Source organism: Sinorhizobium sp. Y406, from assembly GCF_058732025.1.
Genome location: NZ_CM178975.1, coordinates 500,571 through 523,251 on the forward strand (window position 1 = coordinate 500,571; position 22,681 = coordinate 523,251).

A 22,681-nucleotide genomic window follows, 5' to 3' on the forward strand; every position below is an offset into this window, starting at 1 on the left:
CCTTTTGGCTCCTCGCCTGCCCCGCGCCATCCTACCTCCGGTCCGAGGGCGCGATTTTCTTCTTGCAGCCCTCGCGTTATGTATATACATTATGCTGCATCAGGGAGGCGGAACGGATGAATGCAAGCGAAATCGCCGGCACGAAACGGACGAGCCTGTGGCGCAATCTGCGCCTGGCGACGTTTCGTGAGGATCTAGGTCCGCTTGGCGTTGTAGAAGATGGCGCCGTCGCTGTTCGGGAAGGCCGGATCGTCTTTGCGGGCGCCGAAGGCGAGCTGCCATCGGACCTTTTCAAAGCCGACGACGTCGTCGATTGCGATCGCCGCTGGATGACGCCGGCCCTCATCGACTGCCACACGCATATCGTTCACGGCGGCAACCGCGCCCGCGAGTTTCAGCTGCGGCTGGAGGGCGCGACCTACGAGGAGATCGCAAAGGCCGGCGGCGGCATCGCTTCCACCGTATTGGCGACGAATGCACTCTCGGTCGACGAACTCGTCGACGTGGCGCTTCCACGGCTCGACGCCCTGCTCTGCGAAGGCGTTTCGACGGTCGAGGTCAAATCCGGTTACGGCCTCAATATCGATGCCGAGCTGAAGATGTTGCGTGCGGCGCGGCAATTGGAGAAACGCCGTCCCGTACGCATCGTCACCAGCTATCTCGCCGCTCACGCCACGCCCCTGGAATACAAGGGCCGGAACGGTGCCTACATAGATGAGGTCGTCCTGCCCGGTCTCGACCGTGCCCAATCCGAGGGCCTCGTCGACGCGGTCGACGGGTTCTGCGAGGGCATTGCCTTCACACCGGCGGAAATCGCACGCGTCTTCTCCCGGGCGACGGCGCTCGGACTCCCGGTCAAGCTCCATGCTGAGCAGCTTTCCGATCTCGGAGGAGCCAAGCTTGCCGCCTCCTATGGCGCCCTCTCGGCGGATCACCTCGAGTATCTCGATGCCGAAGGGGCCGCCGCCATGGCGGAGGCGGGAACCGTCGCGGTCCTGTTGCCAGGCGCTTTCTACACGCTCCGCGAAAGGCAGTTGCCGCCGATCGAAGCGCTTCGCGCTGCCGGCGCACGCATTGCCGTCGCCACGGACTGCAATCCGGGCACCTCACCGCTGACCTCGTTGTTGCTGACGATGAACATGTCGGCCACCCTCTTCCAACTGACTGTCGAAGAGTGCCTGGCGGGTACCACCCGCGAAGCGGCGCGTGCACTCGGCATTCTGGATGAGACCGGCACGATCGAAGCCGGAAAGTCCGCCGACCTTGCAATCTGGAACATCGATGAACCGGCGGAACTGATCTACCGCATCGGCTTCAATCCCCTGCACGAGCGCGTATTCAAGGGTGAAAGGACCCTCCGATGAGCATCATCCTCAAACCCGGTTCGGTTCCGCTCAGGGACCTGCAGACGATCTTCTGGACCGGCGAGCCGGCGCGGCTCGATCGCGCCTCCGACGCCCCGATAGAGAAGGCAGCCGCCCGGATTGCCGAGATCGCTGCCGGCGAGGCCCCGGTCTATGGCATCAATACCGGCTTCGGCAAACTGGCATCGATCAAGATCGACAGCGCCGACGTGGCGACCCTGCAGCGCAACCTCATCCTGTCGCATTGCTGCGGCGTGGGGGAGCCGCTGCCGGAGAACATCGTGCGCCTGATCATGGCGCTCAAGCTGATCTCGCTCGGGCGCGGCGCCTCCGGCGTGCGGCTGGAACTCGTGCGTCTTATCGAGTCGATGCTGGAGCGCGGCGTCGTTCCCCTGATCCCCGAAAAGGGGTCGGTCGGCGCCTCGGGCGATCTCGCGCCGCTCGCCCACATGGCCGCAGTGATGATGGGCGAAGGCGAAGCCTTCTTCCAGGGCGAGCGCATGACGGCGATGGCGGCGCTGCGGGCAGCCGGGCTTTCCGCCGTCACGCTCGTCGCCAAGGAAGGCCTGGCGCTGATCAACGGCACACAGGTCTCGACGGCGCTGGCACTCGCCGGCCTCTTCCGCACCCATCGCGCCGCGCAGGCAGCGCTCATCACGGGCGCGCTCTCGACGGATGCCGCGATGGGTTCATCCGCCCCCTTCCACCCGGACATCCACACGCTACGCGGCCATCGCGGTCAGATCGACACCGCCGCCGCGCTTCGCCGCCTGCTCGAAGGCTCCGCCATCCGCCAGAGCCATGTCGAAGGCGACGAGCGTGTGCAGGATCCATACTGCATCCGCTGCCAGCCGCAGGTTGACGGCGCCTGTCTCGATCTCCTGCGCTCCGTTGCCGCCACGCTGACGGTCGAGGCAAATGCCGTGACCGATAATCCGCTGGTGCTCTCGGACGATTCCGTCGTCTCCGGTGGCAATTTCCACGCCGAGCCGGTGGCTTTCGCCGCCGACCAGATCGCGCTTGCGGTCTGCGAGATCGGTGCCATTTCGCAGCGGCGGATCGCGCTTCTCGTCGATCCCGCGCTGAGCTACGGCCTGCCCGCGTTCCTTGCCAGAAACCCCGGGCTCAATTCCGGCCTGATGATTGCCGAGGTCACCTCGGCCGCGCTGATGTCGGAGAACAAGCAGCTCTCTCATCCCGCATCGGTCGACTCGACGCCGACCTCCGCCAACCAGGAAGACCATGTCTCCATGGCCTGCCACGGCGCCCGCCGTCTCGGGCAGATGACCGACAACCTCTTCTCGATCATCGGCATCGAGGCCCTTACCGCCGTGCAGGGCATCGAGTTCCGGGCGCCTCTGACGACCAGCCCCGAACTGCAGAAGGCCGCCGCTGCCGTGCGCGCCGTTTCGCCGACGATCGCCGAGGATCGCTACATGGCCGATGACTTGCGGGCGGCCGGCGAACTCGTCGCCACCGGCCGGCTCGCCGCCGCCGTCTCCGACGGCATCCTGCCGGACCTGGAGAGCTGACATGGCCGTCTTCGAAGTCCGGCGCGGCACCTCGCCCGTCATCCTCGGCTTTCCCCATACGGGCACAGACGTGCCGCCGCCGATCTGGCAGCGGTTGAACGACAACGGCCGGCTTCTTGCCGACACCGACTGGCATATTCACGAGCTCTACGAGGGCCTGCTGCCGGAAGCGACGACAGTGCGGGCGACCTTCCATCGCTACGTCGTCGACGCCAATCGCGATCCGCAAGGCGTCAGCCTCTATCCGGGACAGAACACGACCGGCCTTGTGCCGGAGACCGATTTCGACGGTGCGGCGATCTGGAAGAAAGGCGAAGGCCCGCGAGACGCGGACATCGCCGCGCGGCTGCGCGACTTTCACGCGCCCTATCATGCGGCCCTTGCGGCAGAGGTCGCCCGCGTCAAGGCGATCCACGGCATCGCTGTCCTCTACGACTGCCACTCGATCCGCTCGCATATTCCTTTCCTCTTCGAGGGCAAGCTGCCGGACTTCAATATCGGCACGGATATGGGCCGGACCTGTGACCCGGCAATCGAGACTGCGGCAGACGAATGTGCTGCAAACGCAATCGGTTACAACCATGTCCTGAATGGACGCTTCAAGGGCGGCTGGACGACCCGACACTATGGCAGACCGGAAGACGGTGTACACGCGATCCAGATGGAACTGGCGCAGTCGACGCATCTTGCAATGGAGGCGCCGCCCTTCGCGCTCGACGCGGCCAAGGCCGAACGGCTTCGCGCCCATCTCAAGGCCATACTGGAACGCATCGAGACAAAGGCATTCGACCTCAAACGCTCAAGGAGTGAGGCATGAACATCAACAATCCGCGCCACAATATCCGCGAGGTGCGCAGTCCGCGCGGAACCGAACTCAACGCGAAGAGCTGGCTCACGGAGGCGCCGCTCCGGATGCTGATGAACAATCTCGACCCGGACGTTGCGGAAAACCCGCACGAACTCGTCGTCTATGGCGGCATCGGCCGCGCTGCCCGGACCTGGGCCGATTTCGACCGCATCGTCGCGACGCTCAAGGACCTGAACGAGGACGAGACCCTGCTCGTGCAGTCCGGCAAGCCCGTCGGCGTCTTCCGCACCCACAAGGATGCGCCGCGCGTGCTGATCGCCAATTCCAACCTCGTGCCGCACTGGGCCAACTGGGATCATTTCAACGACCTGGATAAGAAGGGCCTTGCGATGTACGGCCAGATGACGGCCGGCTCGTGGATCTATATCGGCACGCAAGGCATCGTACAGGGCACCTACGAGACTTTTGCCGAGGCCGGGCGCCAGCATTATGGCGGCAATCTCAAGGGCAAGTGGATCCTGACCGGCGGCCTCGGCGGCATGGGTGGCGCGCAGCCGCTGGCGGCCGTCATGGCCGGTGCCTCATGCCTCGCGGTCGAATGCAATCCGGACTCGATCGATTTCCGCCTGCGCACCCGCTATCTCGACGAGAAGGCGGAGACGCTCGAGGACGCAATGACGATGATTGAGCGCTGGACGAAGGCCGGCGAGGCGAAGTCCGTCGGGTTGCTCGGCAATGCTTCGGAAATCCTGCCCGAAATGGTCCGCCGCGGCATTCGTCCCGATATGGTCACCGACCAGACCTCGGCGCATGATCCGATCAACGGCTATCTGCCGAAGGGCTGGACCATGGCCGAATGGAAGGCCCGGCGCGAAAGCGACCCGAAGGCAGTCGAAAAGGCGGCCCGCGCCTCGATGAGGGAGCATGTCGAAGCCATGCTCGCCTTCTGGGACGCCGGTATCCCGACGCTCGACTACGGCAACAATATCCGTCAGGTCGCGAAGGACGAGGGCCTGGCGCGTGCCTTCGACTTCCCCGGCTTCGTGCCCGCCTATATTCGCCCGCTCTTCTGCAAGGGCATCGGACCGTTCCGCTGGGCTGCCCTTTCCGGCGATCCGGAGGACATCTACAGGACGGATCAAAAAGTCAAGGAACTGCTGCCGGACGACGAGCACCTGCACAATTGGCTCGACATGGCGCGCGAACGCATCGCCTTTCAGGGGCTTCCGGCGCGCATCTGCTGGGTCGGACTCGGTGACCGCCATCGCCTCGGTCTCACCTTCAACGAGATGGTGCGCACGGGCGAATTGAAGGCCCCGGTCGTCATCGGCCGCGACCACCTCGATTCCGGCTCGGTGGCATCGCCGAACCGCGAGACCGAAGCGATGAGGGATGGATCCGATGCGGTGTCAGACTGGCCTCTGCTCAACGCGCTTCTCAACACCGCCTCCGGGGCAACCTGGGTGTCGCTGCACCATGGCGGCGGCGTCGGCATGGGCTTCTCACAGCATTCCGGCATGGTGATCTGCTGCGACGGCAGCGAGGAGGCGGAGCGCCGCATCGCGCGGGTACTCTGGAACGATCCGGCGACCGGCGTCATGCGTCACGCGGATGCGGGCTACGACATCGCGATCGACTGCGCCAAGGAACAGGGACTGCGCCTGCCCGCCATTCTCGGGAACTGACGGAAGAAGGAGGCCGCCGCAGCGGCCTCCTTCTCTGCGGCCTGGCGGAACCACCGGCGGTTCAATGCAATTCTTGCGGGAGGATCTTCCCTTTCGACATACGCTCCATAGTTAAAGCCTTATGGCCGCAAAGCATTCATCCATGGAAGCGGGGGTAAGATGTCCGTGTTGATCAGCATTCTGATTACGTTTCTCGTCGTCGTCCTGGTGCTCTACCTTGTCAACCGGCTGGCGCTGGACGGCCGCACCAAGCAGATCGTCCAGGCCATCGTGATCATCATCGGAATTCTTTCCTTGCTGAGATATCTCGCCGTGTTCTGACGGCCGGCGGGAATCAGCTCTCGCTCCACCGTCTCGACAGGCGCGACCTCGGCACGAACTCGAATTCGGAATCGAAAGGGAACATCGGGCGTCGGCGGCGTTCGCAGGCGAGGCTCGCTATGTCCTGATTGACGACGCCGTCCGTCAGCGCCATCAGGTTGGGCTTGGCAATCGGCGCCAGTTCCGGCGAGAGATAACCGGACTTCACGACGAGCAGCCGCATGGCCTCCGGCTCGAGGCCGAGACGCCGGAAATCCTCCAGCGCGTGATAAGGCCGGCGCCGCGCCGACAGGACGGCCATGATTCCCCCGACCCGGATCACCGCCTGCCGCTCCGCCGAAGCGCCCGGATTATCAAGCCGCACGACCTCGGCCGTCACCGCAACGCTCGCGCTCGATCGATCGAGACTGCCGCCGATGCTCAGGTTCAGGCAGTCACCCTCGCCGGCTGCGAAACAGGCGTCTACGGCCGGCCGATCCGCAATGCCGGCGATCAAGGCGTCCGTCCAGTCGCGAGCCAGAAGCGCCTTCAGCACATCGGTGCGGTCACCGACGCCGCCCCCGGTCGGGTTGTCGCCGGAATCGGCGAGAATGACGGGTCTGTTGGTCGACCTTTCGGCGATGGCGAGCATATCCTCGAGCGGGCCTGTGACAGGCCCAAAACGAAACTTCTTCCGTGCATTCCAATAGCTTGCGGCGATTTCTTCCGCCGCTTTCGAGGCCGCGACCCTCTCGAGACCGGTGATGACGGCGCAGGCGGTCGCCCGCGGCTCGTCCGCCCAGACGTAGCCGACCATCAGGTTGGCATCGAGGATGCCAGGACGCCTGTCGATTTCCGCCAGCGCACGATAGAGATTTGCCGCCGGCTCGTCTTCTGTCGAGGTGCGCTCGCCCGGCAGCAGCACCGGCACCGGCGCCCAGGCAACGCCGGGACGCATTCCCTTGCCGCACGCCTTGACCAGCATCGACCAGGCCCTGACCATGGTTTCGACCGTGTCGATATGCGGCGCGGTCCGGTAGGCTGCGAAAATGTCGATCGCATCGACGACCCGCTGACTGACATTGCCGTGCAGGTCGTAGCTGACCGCGACCGGGCAATCGGGGCCAACGATCGCGCGAGCGGAAGTGATCCAGTCGCCCTCGGCATCGTCCATGCCGTCGACGTTCATTGCGCCATGCATGGCGAGATAGAGCCCGTCGATCGGCAGGGCAGAGCGAAGCCGGTCCAGAAACTCCCTCTTGAGAACGTTATAGGCCGGTTGGGATACCGGGCCGCCGGGCACGGCCCGCGCATGGAGGAGTGGAAGAGGCTCCACGCCATCCGCCTCGACAAAGCTGAAGGCACCGACCTGCAGCAATTCTTCACCCCTCAGGATCCGGAAATCGTCGACGGTCATCAGAACCGGCGAGTAGGTGCTGCACTCCGTATGAATACCACCGACGGCGATCCGCATGGCCGCCTCACAGCATTGGGCTCAAGGGCGCGATCGCCGCGAAACGCAGCCAGTCTTTTTTGTCCTTCGGCGTCCAGGCCGCCTCGGCAATCGCCGGCAGGCGCGGGAAGACCAGCCGGTTGAAATAGCCGCGCGAAAGAAAGTGCTCGGACCAGATGCAGGCCTGCACGCCCCTCATCCGGCTCCTCAGTTCCTTGGGAAATTCGCCCTCGGCTTCGTAGGCATATGTGTGTTCCGGCGTTGACGTTCCCGCCCAACTTGCACCTGGCTCCTGCCAGGCGTCCGCCTGCGCCATATCGAGGTAGTAGGCCTGGCCCGGGGTCATGACGACATCATAGCCGTCGCGCGCCAGATCGATGCCGACCTTCGGATTTTCCCAGGCCATCAAGAGCGTGTCCTCGGCACCGACGCCGCCGCCATGGGCGACCTCGTTCCAGCCAACGAGGCTACGGCCGCGCGCCGTCAGCATCTGTTTCACTTTCTTCAGGAAAAAGGACTGCAGCGAAAAAGTGCCGGAAATGCCCTCCTCTTCCATCAGCCTGCGGGCTTTCGGGGAGGCTAGCCAGGATCCGTCCGCTACCTCGTCACCGCCGATATGGATATAGCGGCTCGGAAAGAGATCGACCATTTCATCGAAGACTTTCGCGAGGAACTCGTAGGTCAGCGGGACCGCAGGGTTGAGCGCATTGTTCGGGTAACCCTGGACGGAGTGGTAGCTTTCCGGTGCCTCCTGCCCGTCGGCGAGTTCCGGAAGCGCGGCGAGCACGGCGGTGCTGTGGCCGGGAATGTCGATCTCCGGAACGACCTCGACATTCAGCGCCGCCGCATGGGCGACGATTTCCCGGACATCCTCCTGGCCATAATAGCCGCCGACCGGTTCGGCGCCGTTGCCGAGTTGCGGCAGCAGCGGCTCGTCCGGCCCGCGCAAGACCCCGAGTGTCGTCAAAGTCGGAAAGGCCTTGATCTCCAGCCGCCAGGCCTCGTCGTCCGTCAGGTGCCAATGGAAGATGTTGAGCTTGAACCAGGCGAGAATGTCGATCAGCCGCAGCACGTCTGCCGTCGGATAGAATTGCCTGGAGACATCGAGATGGCAACCGCGCCAGCCATAGCGCGGAGCGTCGCGGATCGTGCCGGAAGCCGGAAAACGGAACGTCCCCGGGTGATGGCGCGCGCCGTCGAGAAGCTGCGCCAGTGTCGTCAACCCGTATTGGCGGCCTGCGGGTGAGCCGTAGCCGAGCCGGATCTCCCCACCGGAGAACTCAAGGTCATAGGCCTCCTGTCCCAGATGTTCTTTCTGCGCAAACGCAACCGACCGCCCCTGTGCCGAGGGCGCGAGACTGAAGGGGGCATGCCCTGCGGGAAACAGCCGATGGAAGAGAGCGAGAACGTCCGACATCGCCGCGATGTCCTGCGAGCGGCTGCCCTCCGCCGGAAAGAGAACCACCGGCAGTCCCTCCCCCGGCTCCGCGTCGATTGCGGCCGGCCAGGGCTGCAGCGAAAACGGGAGCTCCAACCGCCCTTCCGGCAGCCGTGCAGGCGGGGGCTCGCTTTTCGCTCCGTCCAATTGCAGATCCGAAACCGCGACCGGCAGATGCCGGCCATCCGAAAGCGTCAGATAGGCCGACTTCGCCCCGTCCACGCAATGTTTCGCCTGCCGGTGCAGGCCGCCGACGGTGAAGAACCAGGCTTCTCCCGGCTGCAGCGTCAGATCGTCCGGCGGCGCGAATTCATGGAAATTGGCATTGCGGCGCAGGAAAATCGCATTCTCGCAAGCGCTCGGATCGATGACGCGGGTGAGTGAGGTATAGACCAGACGAAAGCCGCTGAGCGGCGCCTCCGACAGATTGAAAAAGGTGAAGGTGAAGCGTCCATTGGCGCCGCCTTCCGGCTGCCAGGCAGATTCGAGGCGATAAGAGACCGGCTGCATGCGCATCCTCCAGTAGGTTCAATAGTGGCTGGACTGCGAAAATGTGCGGGCAAGCTCGGCCTGCCCGGCGGTGAGCCCGCAATCGACCGGCAGGCAGACGCCCGTGATGGCACTCGCCTGCGGTCCTGCCAGGAAGTGCACGGCATTGGCGACGTCCTCGGGATTGACGATGCGCTGCAGCGGATACCAGCGCTGCGCCTCTTCGAAGACTTGCGGGTTGGCCCGGGCACGCGCCTCCCACGCGTGCGTGCGCACCGTGCCCGGCGCCACGGCATTCGCCCGTATGCCGAATTTTCCATATTCGACGGCGATCAGCCTCGTAAGGTGCAGAAGGCCCGCCTTGGCGGCGCTATAGGCCGGATGGCCGAAGACGCCGACAGCGTTCACCGAGGCGATGTTGACGACGGAGCCGCGGCTCTCCTTCAGCATGTCCTCGACCGCTCGGAAGCAGAGGAAGGCGGCCTCCAGATTGAGCGCATTATCGCCCCGCCAGACTTCCGGCGTCGTCTCCTGCAGGCTGACGGCGCGGGCGCCGCCCGCATTGTTGACGAGCGTTGTCACCGTACCGAGACCCGCGGCCGCTGTCGCCATGGCCGCTACGCTCGCGGCCTCGGTGACATCGCAGGCGATCGCCACGAAACGGCCCTCGCCGAGATCACGGGCAAGCCCACCGGCGGCTTCGCCGTCAAGGTCGGCGAGCACGATAACATCGTGGCCGTCGCTCAGCCGCAAACTGATGGCACGCCCGATGTCGCCGGCGGCGCCGGTGACGATCGCAACGGATCTAGTCGAGCGGGCTTGCCCTGGCATATCAATCTCCAAGAAGTTGGCGGTCGTCGCCATCCCTGTGCGTCACCAATTGCTGCTTGATGCGTCTGAGCGTCTCGGTCGCCTGCGGCTGCACCCGGTAGGCGACGAGGCTTGCGAGGATGTCGACCAGCGCCAGATAGGCGATGCGGGTGGATGTCGGACGATAGATGTTGTTGCCCTCCGGCAGATCGACCGGAACGGCGATATCGGCGGAAGCGGCAACCGGACTGTCGCTCTGCGTCAGCGCGATCGTCAAAACCTTCGCCTCGCGGGCGAGCGTGAAGGCGCGCACAAGTTCCGCATTTCGCCCCGAAAAGGAAGAGCCGATAATCACGTCTCTCGGCTTCGCCGCTGCCGCCATCATCAATTGCATGCTGTGGTCGGAACTCGACGTGATGCGCAGGCCGAGGCGGAAGAGGCGGTTCTGCAACTCGCCCGCGATCATCGAGGAATTGCCTCCGGAACCGAAGGCATAGATCATCTCGGCGGCGGCCATCCGGTCGGCCGCCTCGGCGACCGCCGCCACGTCGAGCGACCGGTGCAAGAGGAACAGCGCGTTCTGCGCCTTGCCGATGATATCCTGCGCGACATCGGCCGGCTCCTGGCTCTTCGGCTCGGGCTTGAGATACCTCATGCCGACATAGGCGGTACGGGCGAGCTGAACCTTGAAATCGGAAAAGCTCTCGCAGCCCAAACGCCGGCAAAAACGCGTGACGGTCGGCGGCGAGACGTCCGCCCGGCCCGCCAGCTCGATGATCGATGCGTTTACGGCGAACTCGAAATCCGTGAACAGGATTTCGGCGATGCGGCTTTCCGACTGGGACAGCCGCTCCTTTTCCTCCTGCAATGTCGCAAAAATGTCCATCCCGAACGGCCACTCCCCGGTTCCGGCGTCCCACAGCGCCACGCCTGTTTCTGACACGGCGAAGGCGCTGTAGTGCTTTGAATTTCTACATGTTTTTATCCTCGAACGGGAACCAAAGGAAGAAGCAGGCATGCTAGGCGGAGGTCGACCCTCATTCAACCGGCGCGGCCCGCATCGCGGCAAGGCGGCGCGACATCTCTTTATGCAAATTATTTTCGTCATTGATTGACAAATCACCACACAACGGGGATTTTGGCTAGCAGAAAACGCAACTTATGAAAATTATTTCAATAATGAGGAGGAAGATGCGGAATCCTGTTGAGAATCCGTTCGCGCCGAGCGACCACGCCCGACATTCGATCTGGGAAATGCTGGTCAGCCGGGACATCGACGCCTTCCTTGCCGCCGACTGGTCGATGGTGGCCGACGATTTCCTTGAGAAGGAATTCATCGCCATCGACGGGCAACGGAAAGCGAACCCGGACGAATGGCGCCTCGCCTTCCCCACTCTCGCCGCCTACCGGCACGAGTGGCTGCGGCAGGCACGGGATTTTGCCGGGCAATCCTTTGTCGAGGATCCGCGCGCGGCGATTTTTTCCGCCACGACGCTCGAGGACATCGAGATAAATGGCGATCTGGCGCTTGCCCGCAAGAAGTTCGACGGGCGCATCAGGAGGGCGGACGGCCAATTCGATGTGTTGAGGTGGCAAACGGTCTATTATTGCCGCCGGCAAGAGAGCCGCTGGAAGATCTGCGGCTTCACCGGCTACCTGCCGAACCCCATGGGCGTGGATTGAGGGAAGGCGACGGCATTGCGGATCTTCACGGCGGCGCTTGCGACCGAAACGAACACCTTCTCCCCCATCTGCATCGACAGGCGCGCCTTTGAAGCCTCGCTCTATGCGCCGCCCGGCAAGCATCCCGAGACGCCGACGCTCTGCACGGCGCCGATCACCGTCGGTCGACGCGTGGCCGCGGAAAGGGGCTGGCGCCTGATCGAGGGAACGGCCGCCTGGGCGGATCCCGCCGGTCTGGTCAACCGTGTCACCTATGAGACGTTGCGTGACGAAATTCTCGGGCAGCTGCGCGCAGCACAACCCGTCGACGCCGTCGTGCTCGGTCTGCACGGCGCAATGGTCGCCGACGGCTACGAGGACACGGAGGGCGATCTTCTTGCCCGCGTGCGCGAGATCGTCGGCCCCGACGTGCTCGTCTGCGCCGAGCTCGACCCGCACAGCCACCTGACGGGAAGCCGTGTTGCGGCGGCCGACTTCTTCGTCTTCTTCAAGGAGTTCCCGCACACGGATTTCGTCGACCGCGCCGAGGATCTCTGGCGCATTGCCGTCGACACGCTCGAAGGCCGTGTGCGGCCGGTCATGTCGGTTTTCGACTGCCGGATGATCGACGTCTTTCCGACGTCCCGCGAACCGATGCGCAGCTTCGTCGACAAGCTCATGCGGATCGAGAAGGAGGATCCGGAGGTGCTGTCGCTTTCGGTGGTGCACGGCTTCATGGCCGGAGATGTGCCGGAGATGGGCACGAAAATAGTTGCGGTGACGAATGCCCGCCCGGACAAGGGCCAGGAACTTGCCAGGAACCTTGGTCTCGAGCTCTTCGCCAAGCGCGGAATGTTCCGCATGCCCGAGATCGACGCGCGCCAGGCGGTCGCCGAGGCAATCGCAACGCCCGTCGGACCGGTGGTGATCGCCGACATGTGGGATAATCCCGGTGGCGGCACGGCCGGCGATGCCACTGTCGTGCTTCAGGAACTGCTCGCCAGCGGCGTCACCGATGCGGCGATTGGCACCATCTGGGATCCGATGGCGGTGCGGATCTGCATGGCCGCCGGCGAAGGGGCGGAGATTCCGTTGCGCTTCGGGGCAAAATCCGCGCCGGGAACCGGCAATCCGATCGACGGTATCGTGAACGTCGTGCGTCTAGTCCGCAACGCTGAAATGCGCTTCGGCGAGAGCTTGGCGCCCTTCGGGGACGCCGCGCACATCCGCTATCGCGGCATCGACATCATCCTGAATTCGACCCGCGCCCAGGGTTTCGACCCCAGCCTCTTCTCGGTCATGGGCATCGATCCGCGATCGAAGAAAGTACTCGTCATCAAGTCCACGAACCATTTCTACGCCTCGTTTTCGAAGATCGCCGCGAAGATCCTTTATTGCTCGGCGGGAAGTCCCTACCCCAACGACCCGACCAGAACGCCCTACCGCCGCGCACCCCGCGACATTTGGCCGATCGCCAGCGATCCTCATGCGAAGCGAGGCGCGGCTTGAGGGCGTGGTTGACCTCTACTGGAATGGACCCTGTGAATCCTGCCTCGCTGAATTTGCGCGATCGCCTTGCCCATGCAGTTGCTAAAGAGCATGCCTCTTTGCTGCTCAACCTCGGAGAGGACTTCTCGCGGACGGATGTCGAGACGCTTTAACACCAATCTGGAGGAACAGGTCCCATCGTTTATTTTTGGGGCTGATAGCCGGCCTCTCCCTTCAGCCATAATGCGAAGACTTCCGCCGCAGCGCTAAGCCGGCCGTTTTCGGGGATGACCAGCCAATAGGCCGTATTCTCGGATCGGACGATCAGCGGGAATGGGCGCAGCAACCGCCCCGCCGCGATATGATCGCCAACGAGGAGCAAACGGCCGATCGCCACGCCCTGACCATTGAGAGCTGCCTGGAGAGCGATGTTGTAATCCGTCAACTGCAGCACGCGGGCCTGCCGGTGATCGAGGCCGGCCTCGTCCAACCAGAGCTCCCATTCAAACGGATTCATGGAGTCGAGCAATGTCTCGGATAGCAGGTCCGCCGGGTCGGCGAAGCGCGAACCGTCACCGAAAAGATCCGGGCTGAGCACCGGGCTCAATTCTTCGTTCATCAATCGCTCGGCCCTCACCCCCTGCCATCTGCCGGCGCCGAAGCGGATGGCGAGATCAACCTCGTCGGCAGCGAAATCGGTGAGGCGCAACGTCGGCTCGAGTTCGACCTCGATATCGGGATACTCGTGCATGAATCGCGATAAGCGGGAAACGAGCCAGTTGGCCGCAAAGGACGGCAGAACGCTGACGCGCACCCTCCTCCTTCCCGCCTGCCGGCGCATCTGGTAGGTGGCGCTCGTGATGATTCCGAATGCTTCGTTCGTACGCGCGAGGTAGGCGGCACCCTCGGGCGTCAATTCTATGCTCTTGGCCCTTCGGATGAACAGGCGCAAGCCGAGCGTGTCCTCGAGTTGTTTGATGTGGTGGCTCACGGCGCTTTGCGTAATGAGCAACTCCTCACCGGCGCGACGGAAACTCGATAGTCGGCCTACCGCCTCGAAGACGCGCAGCGCCTGCAGCGGCGGCATGGTAGTCGATGCACGCATGGTCTCCCCGGAGACATTAGCCAGTTCGATCGCACCATAGCGAAGTTTGAATTGGAAGCAACGCGCTCAGCCGTGCATTCTCCCGCTACTTCTAAGGGAGATCGCCATGTCAGACACATTTGCATCCAGACTTGCAGCACTCGGCCATTCCTTGCCGGAGCCTTCGTCCCCCGTGGCCAACTACGTCTCTGCGGTCAGAGCGGGTAACTTGCTGATCGTCTCGGGTCAGATCAGCGTGAGGAATGACGCGGTGCTGACGGGAGCGGTCGGAGCAGGCGTTTCGCCGGAGCAGGGTCGCCTCGCTGCAGAATGCGCAGCGGTCGGTGTCATCGCGCAGATCGCCGCCGCAACCGACGGATCGCTCGCAAGCGTCCGGCGCATCGCTCGCCTCGGTGTCTTCATCGCGTCGGCCCCGGACTTCTCGGACCATTCGCAAGTCGCCAATGGTGCTTCAGACGTGTTCGTCGGTGTCTTCGGGGAAGCGGGGCGGCACGCCCGCGCCGCGGTCGGCGTCGCGTCCTTGCCGGCCGGCGCGACCGTGGAGGTCGACGCGCTTGTGGAACTGGAGCCCGCGGCATGAACACATTCGACGTGGAAGAGCTCCGCTCCGAAACGCCTGGCTGCGAGTTTGGCGTGCACTTCAATCACTCCGGCGCCTCGCTGCCTTCCCGGCCGACCCTCGAGACGATCTGGCGTTACCTGCACAGGGAAGCGGTCGATGGACCGATGGAAACTGCGATCGATGCGGGTCCGCTATTGGAGGATGTTCGAGCCGATGCGGCTAGTTTAATCGGCGCCACACCCGACGAGATGGCCTTCATGGGCAGCGGAAGTGCCGCCTGGGGCGCTGCTTTCGCGGCGCTGCCGCCGCTTGCCGCCGGCGATCGTATCCTGGTTGGTCGTCAGGAATGGGGTGGCAATCTTGCCACGATGCAGGCAGCCGCCGCGCGCACCGGAGCACGCGTCGAGACCATTCCGGCGCGCGAAGACGGGGGCATCGACGCCTCCGCGCTCGCAAACCTGATCGATGATCGCGTGCGTCTCGTCTCGTTGACATGGCTTCCGGCGAATGGTGGCTTGATCAACGATGCCGCAGCGGTCGGATGTGTCACCAAGGCGGCAGGCATTCCCTACTTCATCGACGCGGCGCAGGCTCTTGGCCAGATCCCCATCCACGTCGGCGCCCTCGGCTGCGACGCCCTGACGGCGGCCGGGCGGAAGTTCCTGCGCGGTCCTCGTGGCACGGCGATCCTTTATGTTCGGCGAGCATTCCTGCAGCGATTGACTCCGTCTTATCTGGACGTCGTTTCCGGCCCGATCGTCGACGGCGTAGTGGCCATGCGCAACGATGCGCGCCGCTTCGAAGCCAGCGAGAATTCACCAGCCCTGCTTCTCGGCCTCGGCACTGCAATCCGTCAGGCAAAGGCAATCGGGATCAACATAATTCACGAGAGGATCACAACGCTCGCAGGCACGCTGCGGGACAACCTGCGCAGCATTCCGAAAGTGACCGTCCGCGATCTCGGCACGGATCTTTCCGGCATCGTCTCCTTCACTATTGATGGCGTACCGGCGAGCGAAATCCGCGTAGCGCTTGCCGAAAGACAGATTGCGACCGGCGCCAACGGCGTCCCCTACACGCCGCTCGACATGACGGCACGCCGGCTGGACCAGGTCGCGCGCGCGTCGGTCAGCTATCTCAACACTCCATCCGAGGTGGCCCTGCTTTCCGATGCAGTCGCAGCGCTGGCCGCAAGAGCATGAGGCCGCCATCTTCATCGGACAGGCTCGCATGCGCTGTCGGCTCGTCCGGGCTTCCAGATTGGCAAAGAATTTAGTGGAGCACGCAATAATGGACTTGGGTATCAAAGGAAAACGAGCACTCGTTTGCGCTGGTTCAAAGGGCTTGGGGCGAGGCGTGGCGGAGAAGCTCGCCGAGGCGGGCGTCATCCTGACGCTCAATGCCCGCGAGCCGAAGCAGCTTCGCGAGACGGCCCGGGCCATCAGCGAAACCTACGGCACGCAGGTGGAGATCGTCGCTGCAGACGTGACGACGGAGGAAGGCCGCAATGCGCTCCTTCGCCAGGAGCCGAAGCCCGACATTCTCATCACCAATGCCGGCGGCCCGCCGCCCGGCGATTGGTCGAGCGTCACCGAGGCCAATTGGCAGGAGGCGATAAGGTCCAATATGCTCGCCCCGATCCTGTTGATGAAAGCGGTGCTCCCGGGCATGATCGCGCGGAAATGGGGCCGGATCGTCAATATCACCTCCGCCTCGGTCAAATCGCCGATCCCGCAGCTCTGTCTCTCGAACGGCGCCCGCAGCGGCTTGACCGGTTTTGTCGCCGGCACCGCGCGCCAGGTGGCCCGTCACGGCGTCGTCATCAACAACCTGCTCCCGGGCTCGCACGACACGGAACGGCTGGAAAAACTGCTCGAGAAGACGGCCAAGGCGCGGGGAATATCGCTCGACGAGGCGCGCGCCGAGGAATATGCGCACAATCCGACGGGACGCGTCGGCACCCCGGAAGAATTCGGCGCCGCGGCGGCATTTCTCTGCAGTCAATATGCCGGCTATATCGTCGGGCAGAACCTGCTGATCGATGGCGGAGCGTTCAACTCGACCTTCTGAGCGGCCGCCCGCAAATATCTGCTCGGTTCACGCCACGATGCGTCGCGCCATGAGGATGTCATCCACTTCCCGGCCGTTGCGGATGCAACCGCCGGGAATGCAGCCGATCTGTGCAAAGCCGTTCCGGCGGTAGAAGCCGATCGCCTTCGGATTCTCGGCGCTGACCGCCAGTTCCAATTGGCGGATTCCCTGGGCGAGCGCGTGATCGGTCACGGCCTTGAGAAGGCTGGTCGCGAGCCCCGTCCCGCGGGAATCCTGGCGCACATAGACCATCACCAGCGTTGCGCGATGCGCCATGTTTTTCGCCCGTTCGCGCAGCAAACCCATGATGCCGACCGGATCCTCGCCACGAAAACCGGCGAATACGGAACCGTCGACCAGTCGCCTCCGCCACTCGTCGTCGCTCAACTTCTCCCAGTCCTCGACGCTGCTGGCGAAGCAATCGGGCTCGGCACGCAGTGCCTCCAGCCGAATACGCTGGAAGATTTCGATGTCGTCGGGGACGAGCAGCCGGATGCCGACGGGCATGTCAGGCCGCTGCCGGATTGAAGAGCGCCGCGTCGATGTCGGTCATCTCGACCCGACGCTCGAAGGCAATGCCGTTCTCGTCGAAGAGATGGCAGTCGGCAGCCTTGATGCCGGTCCTCACCTGTTCGTCCGTCCGCAGGGAGACGGTTCCGGGGAGCATGGCGCAATAGTTCTCGCCCTCGCCCCCGAGCGAAGCATAGGCAACGGTATGAGCGCCGAGGCGCTCGATGACGGAAGGCGTGATCGTCAACGTCAGGTCTCCTGGAACGGTGTGAATGTGCTCCGGCCGAACGCCGAGTGTCAACGTCCCGCCGACGATCCCGTCGCGCGGCTCCACGGGTATCGTCGCCCTCTCGCCCCTGTAGTCCACCTCGACACCGGCATCGCTCACGCCCTTGCAGGTGACCGGGAGGAAGTTCATCCTGGGATGGCCGATGAAGCCGGCCACGAACATGTTGGCCGGCTTATGATAAAGCTCGAGTGGTGCCCCGGTCTGTGCGATCCGGCCGGCATTCAGTACGACGATCCGGTCCGCCATCGTCATCGCCTCGACCTGGTCGTGCGTGACGTAGATCATCGTCGCCTTCAATTGCCGGTGAAGCTTCGCAAGTTCGATGCGCATGTCGGCGCGCAGCGCCGCGTCAAGGTTCGACAGCGGCTCGTCGAAGAGGAATATCTTCGGCTCGCGCACGATCGCCCGGCCGATCGCGACGCGCTGCCGCTGCCCACCCGAGAGCATGCCGGGCTTCTGCTCAAGCCGCTGCTCGAGGTGAAGGATGCGGGCCGCATGCTCCACCTTCGCCTTCAGCTTGTCCTCGGGCATCTTCTCGACGCGCAGCGGAAAGGCGATGTTCTCGAAGACCGTCATGTGCGGATAAAGCGCATAGGACTGGAAGACCATGGCTATGCCGCGCTTGACCGGCGGCAGATCGTTGACCCGCTTGCCGTCGATCAGGATGTCGCCGGCCGTCGTCTCGTCGAGACCGGCAATCATCCGGAGAAGCGTAGACTTGCCGCAGCCGGACGGTCCGACGAAGACCACGAATTCGCCGTTCTTCACCTCAAGCTGAATGCTCTTCAGTACCTCATACGTACCGTAGAATTTTCGAACTCCGTCGAGATTGAGCTGTCCCAAAACTCTGTCTCCAGCCGCCGCAGCGCTTCCGAAATAGGAAGGACCGCGGGAAGAACCCGCGGTCCACGATGAGCTTACTTGTACTGTTCGAGTTCGCCGGCAGCCTTTTTCAAGGCATCGGCTGGCTCCGCCTTGCCGGTGACGACCGACTGCACCATTTCGATCATTGCGTTCTGAAAGCCTTTGTAATCGGTGAAGAGCGGCTCCGGACCGCCATAGCCGATGCCGTCGATCAATGGCTTCCAGGCCGGGTCAGCCTTGACGAATTCGTCGACCTTCGGGGACGGGCGTAGCGGCGTCAGCCCTGCGCCGCCCTGCAACTCGTATTCGCCCTGGGGACCGGGAGATGTAATGAACTTGGCGAATTCGATCGCCTTTTCCTCGACTCCCGTGTCTTTGAAGATCGCAAGACTGTCGGTGATCAGCAGCGTGCCTTCCCCCTTGGCCGAAGGGCCGAGCGGCAGCGGCGCGATGCCCCAGTCGATCTTTGTATCCTTGAGCAGCGCAGCCGCCCCGGAGCCCGACTGGATCATGCCAGCCTTGCCATCGAGGAAGATGGCACGAATCTCGTTCTGCTCGTAGGCCGTCGCCCCCTCGACGGAGTAGGGCACGATATCCTTGTAGGCCTGCAGCGCGGCCAACACCTCGGGACTGTCCATGACGATCTTATCGCCATCGATCACCTTGCCGTTGTTGGTGTAAACCCAGTGCATGAACTGATGCATCGTGTTGTCGAAGGTTTTGGCCGGCAGACCATAGCCGGCGACGCCGGTCTTTTCCTTGATCTGCTTGGCAAAGGCGACTTCTTCGGCCCAGGTCTTCGGCGGGGTTTCAGGATCGAGGCCAGCCTGCTTGAAGAGATCCTTGTTCCAATAAAGCGCCTTCGTCGAGAAAGCGATCGGAACGCCCCATTGCGTGCCTCCAAATGTCACCGTGTCGACGATATTCGGGTAATAGCTCTTCTTTTCCTCTTCGGTCATAGGGACCGGAACGATCAGATCGTTCTCGGCGAACTCCTTGAGCGTGCGGGACCCCACATAGGCCATGGCGACCGGTGTCCCGGCAGCCGCGAGCGTCGTCGCCTTGTCCTGGCACTGCGCCCAGCCGACGACTTCCGGCAAGACCTTCCAGCCGGGGTTCCGGCCTTCCCACTCCTTGATGTATTTCTCGTGGATGGGATCGATCTTGTCGCCGCAATAGATCCAGGCGATCTCCTGGTCGGCGGCCTGTGCGGCAACGCTGCCGAGCGCGGTCGATCCGACGAGGGCAAGCGTAAGAAGTGCAGCTTTACTGGCCATGGTCACTGATGGAACTCCCCTTTTTTGATGGTTGCTCATTGCTTCACCGCGCCGGCGGTCAGGCCGCTGACGAGATAACGTTGGAGAAAGAAAATCACGATCACGGCCGGTGCAATGCCGACGAAGCTCGCCGCCATCAACTCGTTCCAGACGACTTCCTGCCGGCCGAAATAGGCGTAGAGACCGATCGGCAACGGCATGTATTCGGTCTTCGAATTGAAGGTCAGGGCGAAGATGAACTGCTGGGCATAGGAACCGATGAAGGTGGTGATCGCGACGACCGCGATGCCCGGCATGGCGATCGGCAGGATCACCCGGCGAAGGGTGTAGACATGGCTGGCCCCGTCGACGAAGGCGGCCTCGTCGAGTTCGCGCGGGATGCGCATCATATAGGTGCGCAGGAGCCAGATGGCCGAAGGGATGAGAAAGGCGACGCCCGGCACGATCATGGCGAAATAGGTGTTGAGCACGCCGAAACTGCGCATCAGCCGGAAGAGCGGGATCAGGAGCACGGCGCCCGAGAACATGTTGACCGCGAGGAAGGCCGCCAGCAGGGCGCCGCTGCCGCGGAATTTGAAGCGGGCGAATGCATAGGCCGACGGCACCACCAGCAGAAGCACCGCGACCGTGATGATCGTGGAGATGAAGAAGGAATTGAAGATATAACGGGCAAAGCCCGGCACGCTCACCCACATCGTGCGATAGGCCGCGAGGGAGCCGTTCTCCGGCCAAAATCGATAGGGCGACGAAAACAGGAGCGCGAGCGGCTTCAGCGACACCAGAAACCCTTCGACGAACGGCGCGAGGATGAAGGTCAGGAAGAGGAGAATGCCCGCATAGATGCCGACGAGCTCGTACCAGCGATAGCGGTGGATCATGGTCGGTTGGCTCATCGGTGCTCCTCCGAGGCGAGGCGATGGGTGACACGGAAATAGGCGATGCAGAAGATCGACAGGAAGATGCAGATGAGCACGGCGCGCGCCGCCCCTTCCCCGTATTTCTTGGAGCCGATTGCGGTACGATAGGTGTCGATGATCATCGTCGTCGTATCGCCGTTCGGGCCCCCCTGGGTGAGGATCCAGATGATGTCGAAGGAGTTGAAGGTGGCGATCAGCGACAGCATCGACATGGTGATCATCGCCGGGACGAGGAGCGGCAGGGTGATGCGGCGGAAGCGGTAGAAGCGACCCGCGCCGTCGGTCCATGCCGCTTCGTAGAGGTCCTGCGGAACCGCCTGCATCGAGGCGAGCATATAGAGCGTCACCATCGGCACGCCGATCCAGACATCGGTGACGATCGTCGCCCAGAAGGCGGTGGAGCCGTGCGCGAGAAAGGCGACTGGCCCGTCGATCAGGCCCCAGTTCTGCAGGAGGCCGGAGATCATTCCGAACTGGCCGTTATACATCCAGCCCCACATGAAGATGCCGATCGCCATCGGCACGATCCAGGGCGGCATGGTGAGCACGCGGAAGAGCGCCCGTCCCGGCACGGCCGCATTCAGCATCACCGCGCCGAAGGTGCCTATGATCATTTTGATCGCCACCGAGAAGGCGGTCCACACGAAGGTGCGGATGATCACCTCGGCGAAGGTACCGTTGAAGATCTTCTCGTAATTGGCAGCGCCGACCCAGTTGGTCGTCTTCTTCAGCGAGGCATCGGTGAAGGACAGGATGAAGGTATCCACCAGCGGATAGGCGACGATCACCGTCACATAGAGCACGGCCGGAAGCAGCAGGGTCCAGGCGAAGATCAGGGTGCTGCGGCGGACGCTCATGCCTCTTTCTCCGCTCAGGCCGCGCGGGCTTGCAGGGCTTCGTCGAAGCGATCCCACAACGGCCTCAGGTCAACGACCGTGCGCCTCGTTCGCGCTTCGTCCATGGAAAGCGCCAGGATGCCCGCTTCCAGTGCATCGAGCGGCGAGACCGGCAGCGGCCCGCCATTCCTCACATGGGCAATGATCTCGGCCGCCATCTGCTCGTCGGCGCCGTAATGCTGCGAGAGCTCCGTCTCCTTTGCATAGCGCTTCTCGACGACCTTCTTGCCCGAAAGCACCTCGTGCACGTCGAGATAGCCGCGGATGAAATCACCCTCCGCCATGCCGCGCGAACCGATGACGCAGAAACGGCGGAACTGGTCCGGCACGTTCAGGTTAGTGTGGAAATTCATGGCGACGCCGTTGGCATATTCGACGATCGCGACCTGGTAGTCGATGATATCGCCGTCGCTGTCGAAGACCTTGTCGGAGCCGAGCCAGCCGCTCGGCTTGCGATGAAAGAGTTGCAGGTCGTTGACGCCCTCGCGGGCAGGATCGTTGACCGGCACGAAGCTCTTGCGACCGCCAAAGCTTGCGACGCGCTCCGGCCGGACACCGACCACGCCGTTATAGAGGTCGAGGTCGTGGCAGCATTTCTCGAGCATGAAGCTGCCCGAATAGCGCCCATAGCGCCGCCAGTCGCGCATGAAGAACGCACCATGACAGGGCTCTATATGCTCGCACGCTTCGATCGAGACGATCTCGCCGAGCGAGCCGGCAGCCTGCGCGGCACGAAGGTCGCGATACATCGGCGCGTAGCGCAGCACGAGACCAACCATCAGCCGGTCATGGCCATATTTCGCCAGCAGCGCCGCAAGCTCGAGGCTCTGCTCCACTGTGCTGACGATCGGTTTCTCGCAAAAGACCTTGAGGCCGGCCTCGAGGCCGATGCGGATATGGCCGAGATGCAGGTGGTTCGGAGAGCCGATCATCAGGAGATCGAGCTTCTCGCTGGCGATCAGTTCCTCGGGAGTGGCATAGGCCTTGCCGGCGGAAATGCCCTTTTCCTCGATACCCGCAAGTCCCGCAGGGTCGGGATCAACATAACCGGCGATCTCGAAGCTCTCGTCGATCGCCCGGAAGACATAGCCGAGGTAACCGAGACGGAATCCGAGTCCGATCATTCCGACCTTCATGCTGT

21 protein-coding genes are annotated in these 22,681 nt (G+C 63.4%); 10 read left to right on the forward strand and 11 right to left on the reverse strand.

All coding sequences use genetic code 11. The features are described from left to right. Positions 1-116 precede the first annotated feature (116 nt). The 5 genes from hutI to AC4P1R_RS19320 all read left to right on the forward strand — a co-directional run bounded on the left by hutI (position 117) and on the right by AC4P1R_RS19320 (position 5,710). Positions 117-1,364, forward strand: coding sequence for an imidazolonepropionase (gene hutI, locus AC4P1R_RS19300; RefSeq protein WP_151613658.1), 1,248 nt, complete (start codon positions 117-119; stop codon positions 1,362-1,364). Further along, a complete protein-coding gene (gene hutH / locus AC4P1R_RS19305) occupies positions 1,361-2,896 on the forward strand; it encodes a histidine ammonia-lyase (protein WP_151613659.1) in 1,536 nt (511 codons plus the stop codon). Before hutI ends, hutH begins: the two co-directional genes overlap by 4 nt. Before the next feature lies 1 nt (position 2,897). Continuing rightward, positions 2,898-3,713: an N-formylglutamate deformylase gene (gene hutG, locus AC4P1R_RS19310; protein WP_151613660.1), complete on the forward strand. Its 816-nt coding sequence runs from the start codon at positions 2,898-2,900 to the stop codon at positions 3,711-3,713. Positions 3,714-3,715: 2 nt separating this feature from the next. Then, positions 3,716-5,389 carry a urocanate hydratase gene (hutU, locus tag AC4P1R_RS19315; protein ID WP_192803890.1) on the forward strand — a complete coding sequence of 558 codons (1,674 nt, stop codon included), beginning with the start codon at positions 3,716-3,718 and terminating at the stop codon, positions 5,387-5,389. A gap of 159 nt (positions 5,390-5,548) precedes the next feature. Beyond that, on the forward strand, positions 5,549-5,710 hold the full coding sequence (locus AC4P1R_RS19320; protein WP_151613662.1) for a Thivi_2564 family membrane protein: 162 nt from the start codon (positions 5,549-5,551) through the stop codon (positions 5,708-5,710). A gap of 13 nt (positions 5,711-5,723) precedes the next feature. Here AC4P1R_RS19320 and AC4P1R_RS19325 read toward each other — a convergent pair whose 3' ends face one another. Genes AC4P1R_RS19325 through AC4P1R_RS19340 form a run of 4 tightly spaced genes read right to left on the reverse strand, consistent with a single transcriptional unit; the run spans position 5,724 to position 10,765 of the window. Then, on the reverse strand, positions 5,724-7,163 hold the full coding sequence (locus AC4P1R_RS19325) for a M81 family metallopeptidase (protein ID WP_151613663.1): 1,440 nt from the start codon (positions 7,161-7,163) through the stop codon (positions 5,724-5,726). A gap of 7 nt (positions 7,164-7,170) precedes the next feature. Next, entirely contained in the window at positions 7,171-9,090 is a 1,920-nt protein-coding gene (locus AC4P1R_RS19330; RefSeq protein WP_151613664.1) for a beta-N-acetylhexosaminidase, read from the reverse strand. 18 nt (positions 9,091-9,108) lie between these two features. Then, on the reverse strand, positions 9,109-9,933 hold the full coding sequence (locus AC4P1R_RS19335; protein WP_192803825.1) for an SDR family oxidoreductase: 825 nt from the start codon (positions 9,931-9,933) through the stop codon (positions 9,109-9,111). Next, positions 9,902-10,765, reverse strand: a complete 864-nt coding sequence (locus AC4P1R_RS19340; RefSeq protein ID WP_069456788.1) for a MurR/RpiR family transcriptional regulator — start codon at positions 10,763-10,765, stop codon at positions 9,902-9,904. The genes AC4P1R_RS19335 and AC4P1R_RS19340 overlap by 32 nt, the downstream gene beginning before the upstream one ends. A 305-nt stretch (positions 10,766-11,070) precedes the next feature. Between AC4P1R_RS19340 and AC4P1R_RS19345 the strand changes: the two genes are divergently transcribed. Both AC4P1R_RS19345 and AC4P1R_RS19350 read left to right on the forward strand, forming a co-directional pair. Continuing rightward, positions 11,071-11,562, forward strand: a complete 492-nt coding sequence (locus AC4P1R_RS19345) for a hypothetical protein (protein WP_069456787.1) — start codon at positions 11,071-11,073, stop codon at positions 11,560-11,562. A 15-nt stretch (positions 11,563-11,577) separates the two neighbouring features. Beyond that, on the forward strand, positions 11,578-13,050 hold the full coding sequence (locus AC4P1R_RS19350; RefSeq protein ID WP_151613666.1) for a M81 family metallopeptidase: 1,473 nt from the start codon (positions 11,578-11,580) through the stop codon (positions 13,048-13,050). Positions 13,051-13,231: 181 nt separating this feature from the next. Here AC4P1R_RS19350 and gcvA read toward each other — a convergent pair whose 3' ends face one another. Next, entirely contained in the window at positions 13,232-14,134 is a 903-nt protein-coding gene (gene gcvA, locus AC4P1R_RS19355) for a transcriptional regulator GcvA (protein ID WP_151613667.1), read from the reverse strand. Between the two features lie 106 nt (positions 14,135-14,240). Here gcvA and AC4P1R_RS19360 point away from each other — a divergent pair, with 106 nt between their 5' ends. The 3 genes from AC4P1R_RS19360 to AC4P1R_RS19370 all read left to right on the forward strand — a co-directional run bounded on the left by AC4P1R_RS19360 (position 14,241) and on the right by AC4P1R_RS19370 (position 16,766). After that, a complete protein-coding gene (locus AC4P1R_RS19360) occupies positions 14,241-14,714 on the forward strand; it encodes a RidA family protein (protein ID WP_151613668.1) in 474 nt (157 codons plus the stop codon). Next, complete coding sequence (locus AC4P1R_RS19365) at positions 14,711-15,898, forward strand: aminotransferase class V-fold PLP-dependent enzyme (RefSeq protein WP_151613669.1); 1,188 nt, start codon at positions 14,711-14,713, stop codon at positions 15,896-15,898. The genes AC4P1R_RS19360 and AC4P1R_RS19365 overlap by 4 nt, the downstream gene beginning before the upstream one ends. Positions 15,899-15,986: 88 nt before the next feature. Beyond that, positions 15,987-16,766, forward strand: a complete 780-nt coding sequence (locus AC4P1R_RS19370; protein ID WP_151613670.1) for an SDR family oxidoreductase — start codon at positions 15,987-15,989, stop codon at positions 16,764-16,766. Between the two features lie 27 nt (positions 16,767-16,793). On the opposite strand, the gene AC4P1R_RS19375 is transcribed toward AC4P1R_RS19370, so the two are convergent. The 6 genes from AC4P1R_RS19375 to AC4P1R_RS19400 all read right to left on the reverse strand — a co-directional run bounded on the left by AC4P1R_RS19375 (position 16,794) and on the right by AC4P1R_RS19400 (position 22,676). Beyond that, positions 16,794-17,294, reverse strand: coding sequence for a GNAT family N-acetyltransferase (locus AC4P1R_RS19375; RefSeq protein WP_069456781.1), 501 nt, complete (start codon positions 17,292-17,294; stop codon positions 16,794-16,796). 1 nt (position 17,295) lies between these two features. After that, positions 17,296-18,429 carry an ABC transporter ATP-binding protein gene (locus tag AC4P1R_RS19380; RefSeq protein WP_069456780.1) on the reverse strand — a complete coding sequence of 378 codons (1,134 nt, stop codon included), beginning with the start codon at positions 18,427-18,429 and terminating at the stop codon, positions 17,296-17,298. 74 nt (positions 18,430-18,503) lie between these two features. Next, entirely contained in the window at positions 18,504-19,727 is a 1,224-nt protein-coding gene (locus AC4P1R_RS19385; RefSeq protein WP_427915879.1) for an ABC transporter substrate-binding protein, read from the reverse strand. A gap of 35 nt (positions 19,728-19,762) precedes the next feature. Further along, the gene (locus AC4P1R_RS19390) at positions 19,763-20,620 is read right to left on the reverse strand and encodes a carbohydrate ABC transporter permease (RefSeq protein WP_151613672.1); all 858 of its coding nucleotides are present in this window, start codon (positions 20,618-20,620) and stop codon (positions 19,763-19,765) included. Continuing rightward, positions 20,617-21,501, reverse strand: a complete 885-nt coding sequence (locus tag AC4P1R_RS19395; protein WP_151613673.1) for a carbohydrate ABC transporter permease — start codon at positions 21,499-21,501, stop codon at positions 20,617-20,619. Before AC4P1R_RS19395 ends, AC4P1R_RS19390 begins: the two co-directional genes overlap by 4 nt. A 14-nt stretch (positions 21,502-21,515) precedes the next feature. Next, positions 21,516-22,676, reverse strand: a complete 1,161-nt coding sequence (locus AC4P1R_RS19400; RefSeq protein WP_151613674.1) for a Gfo/Idh/MocA family protein — start codon at positions 22,674-22,676, stop codon at positions 21,516-21,518. Positions 22,677-22,681 lie beyond the last annotated feature (5 nt).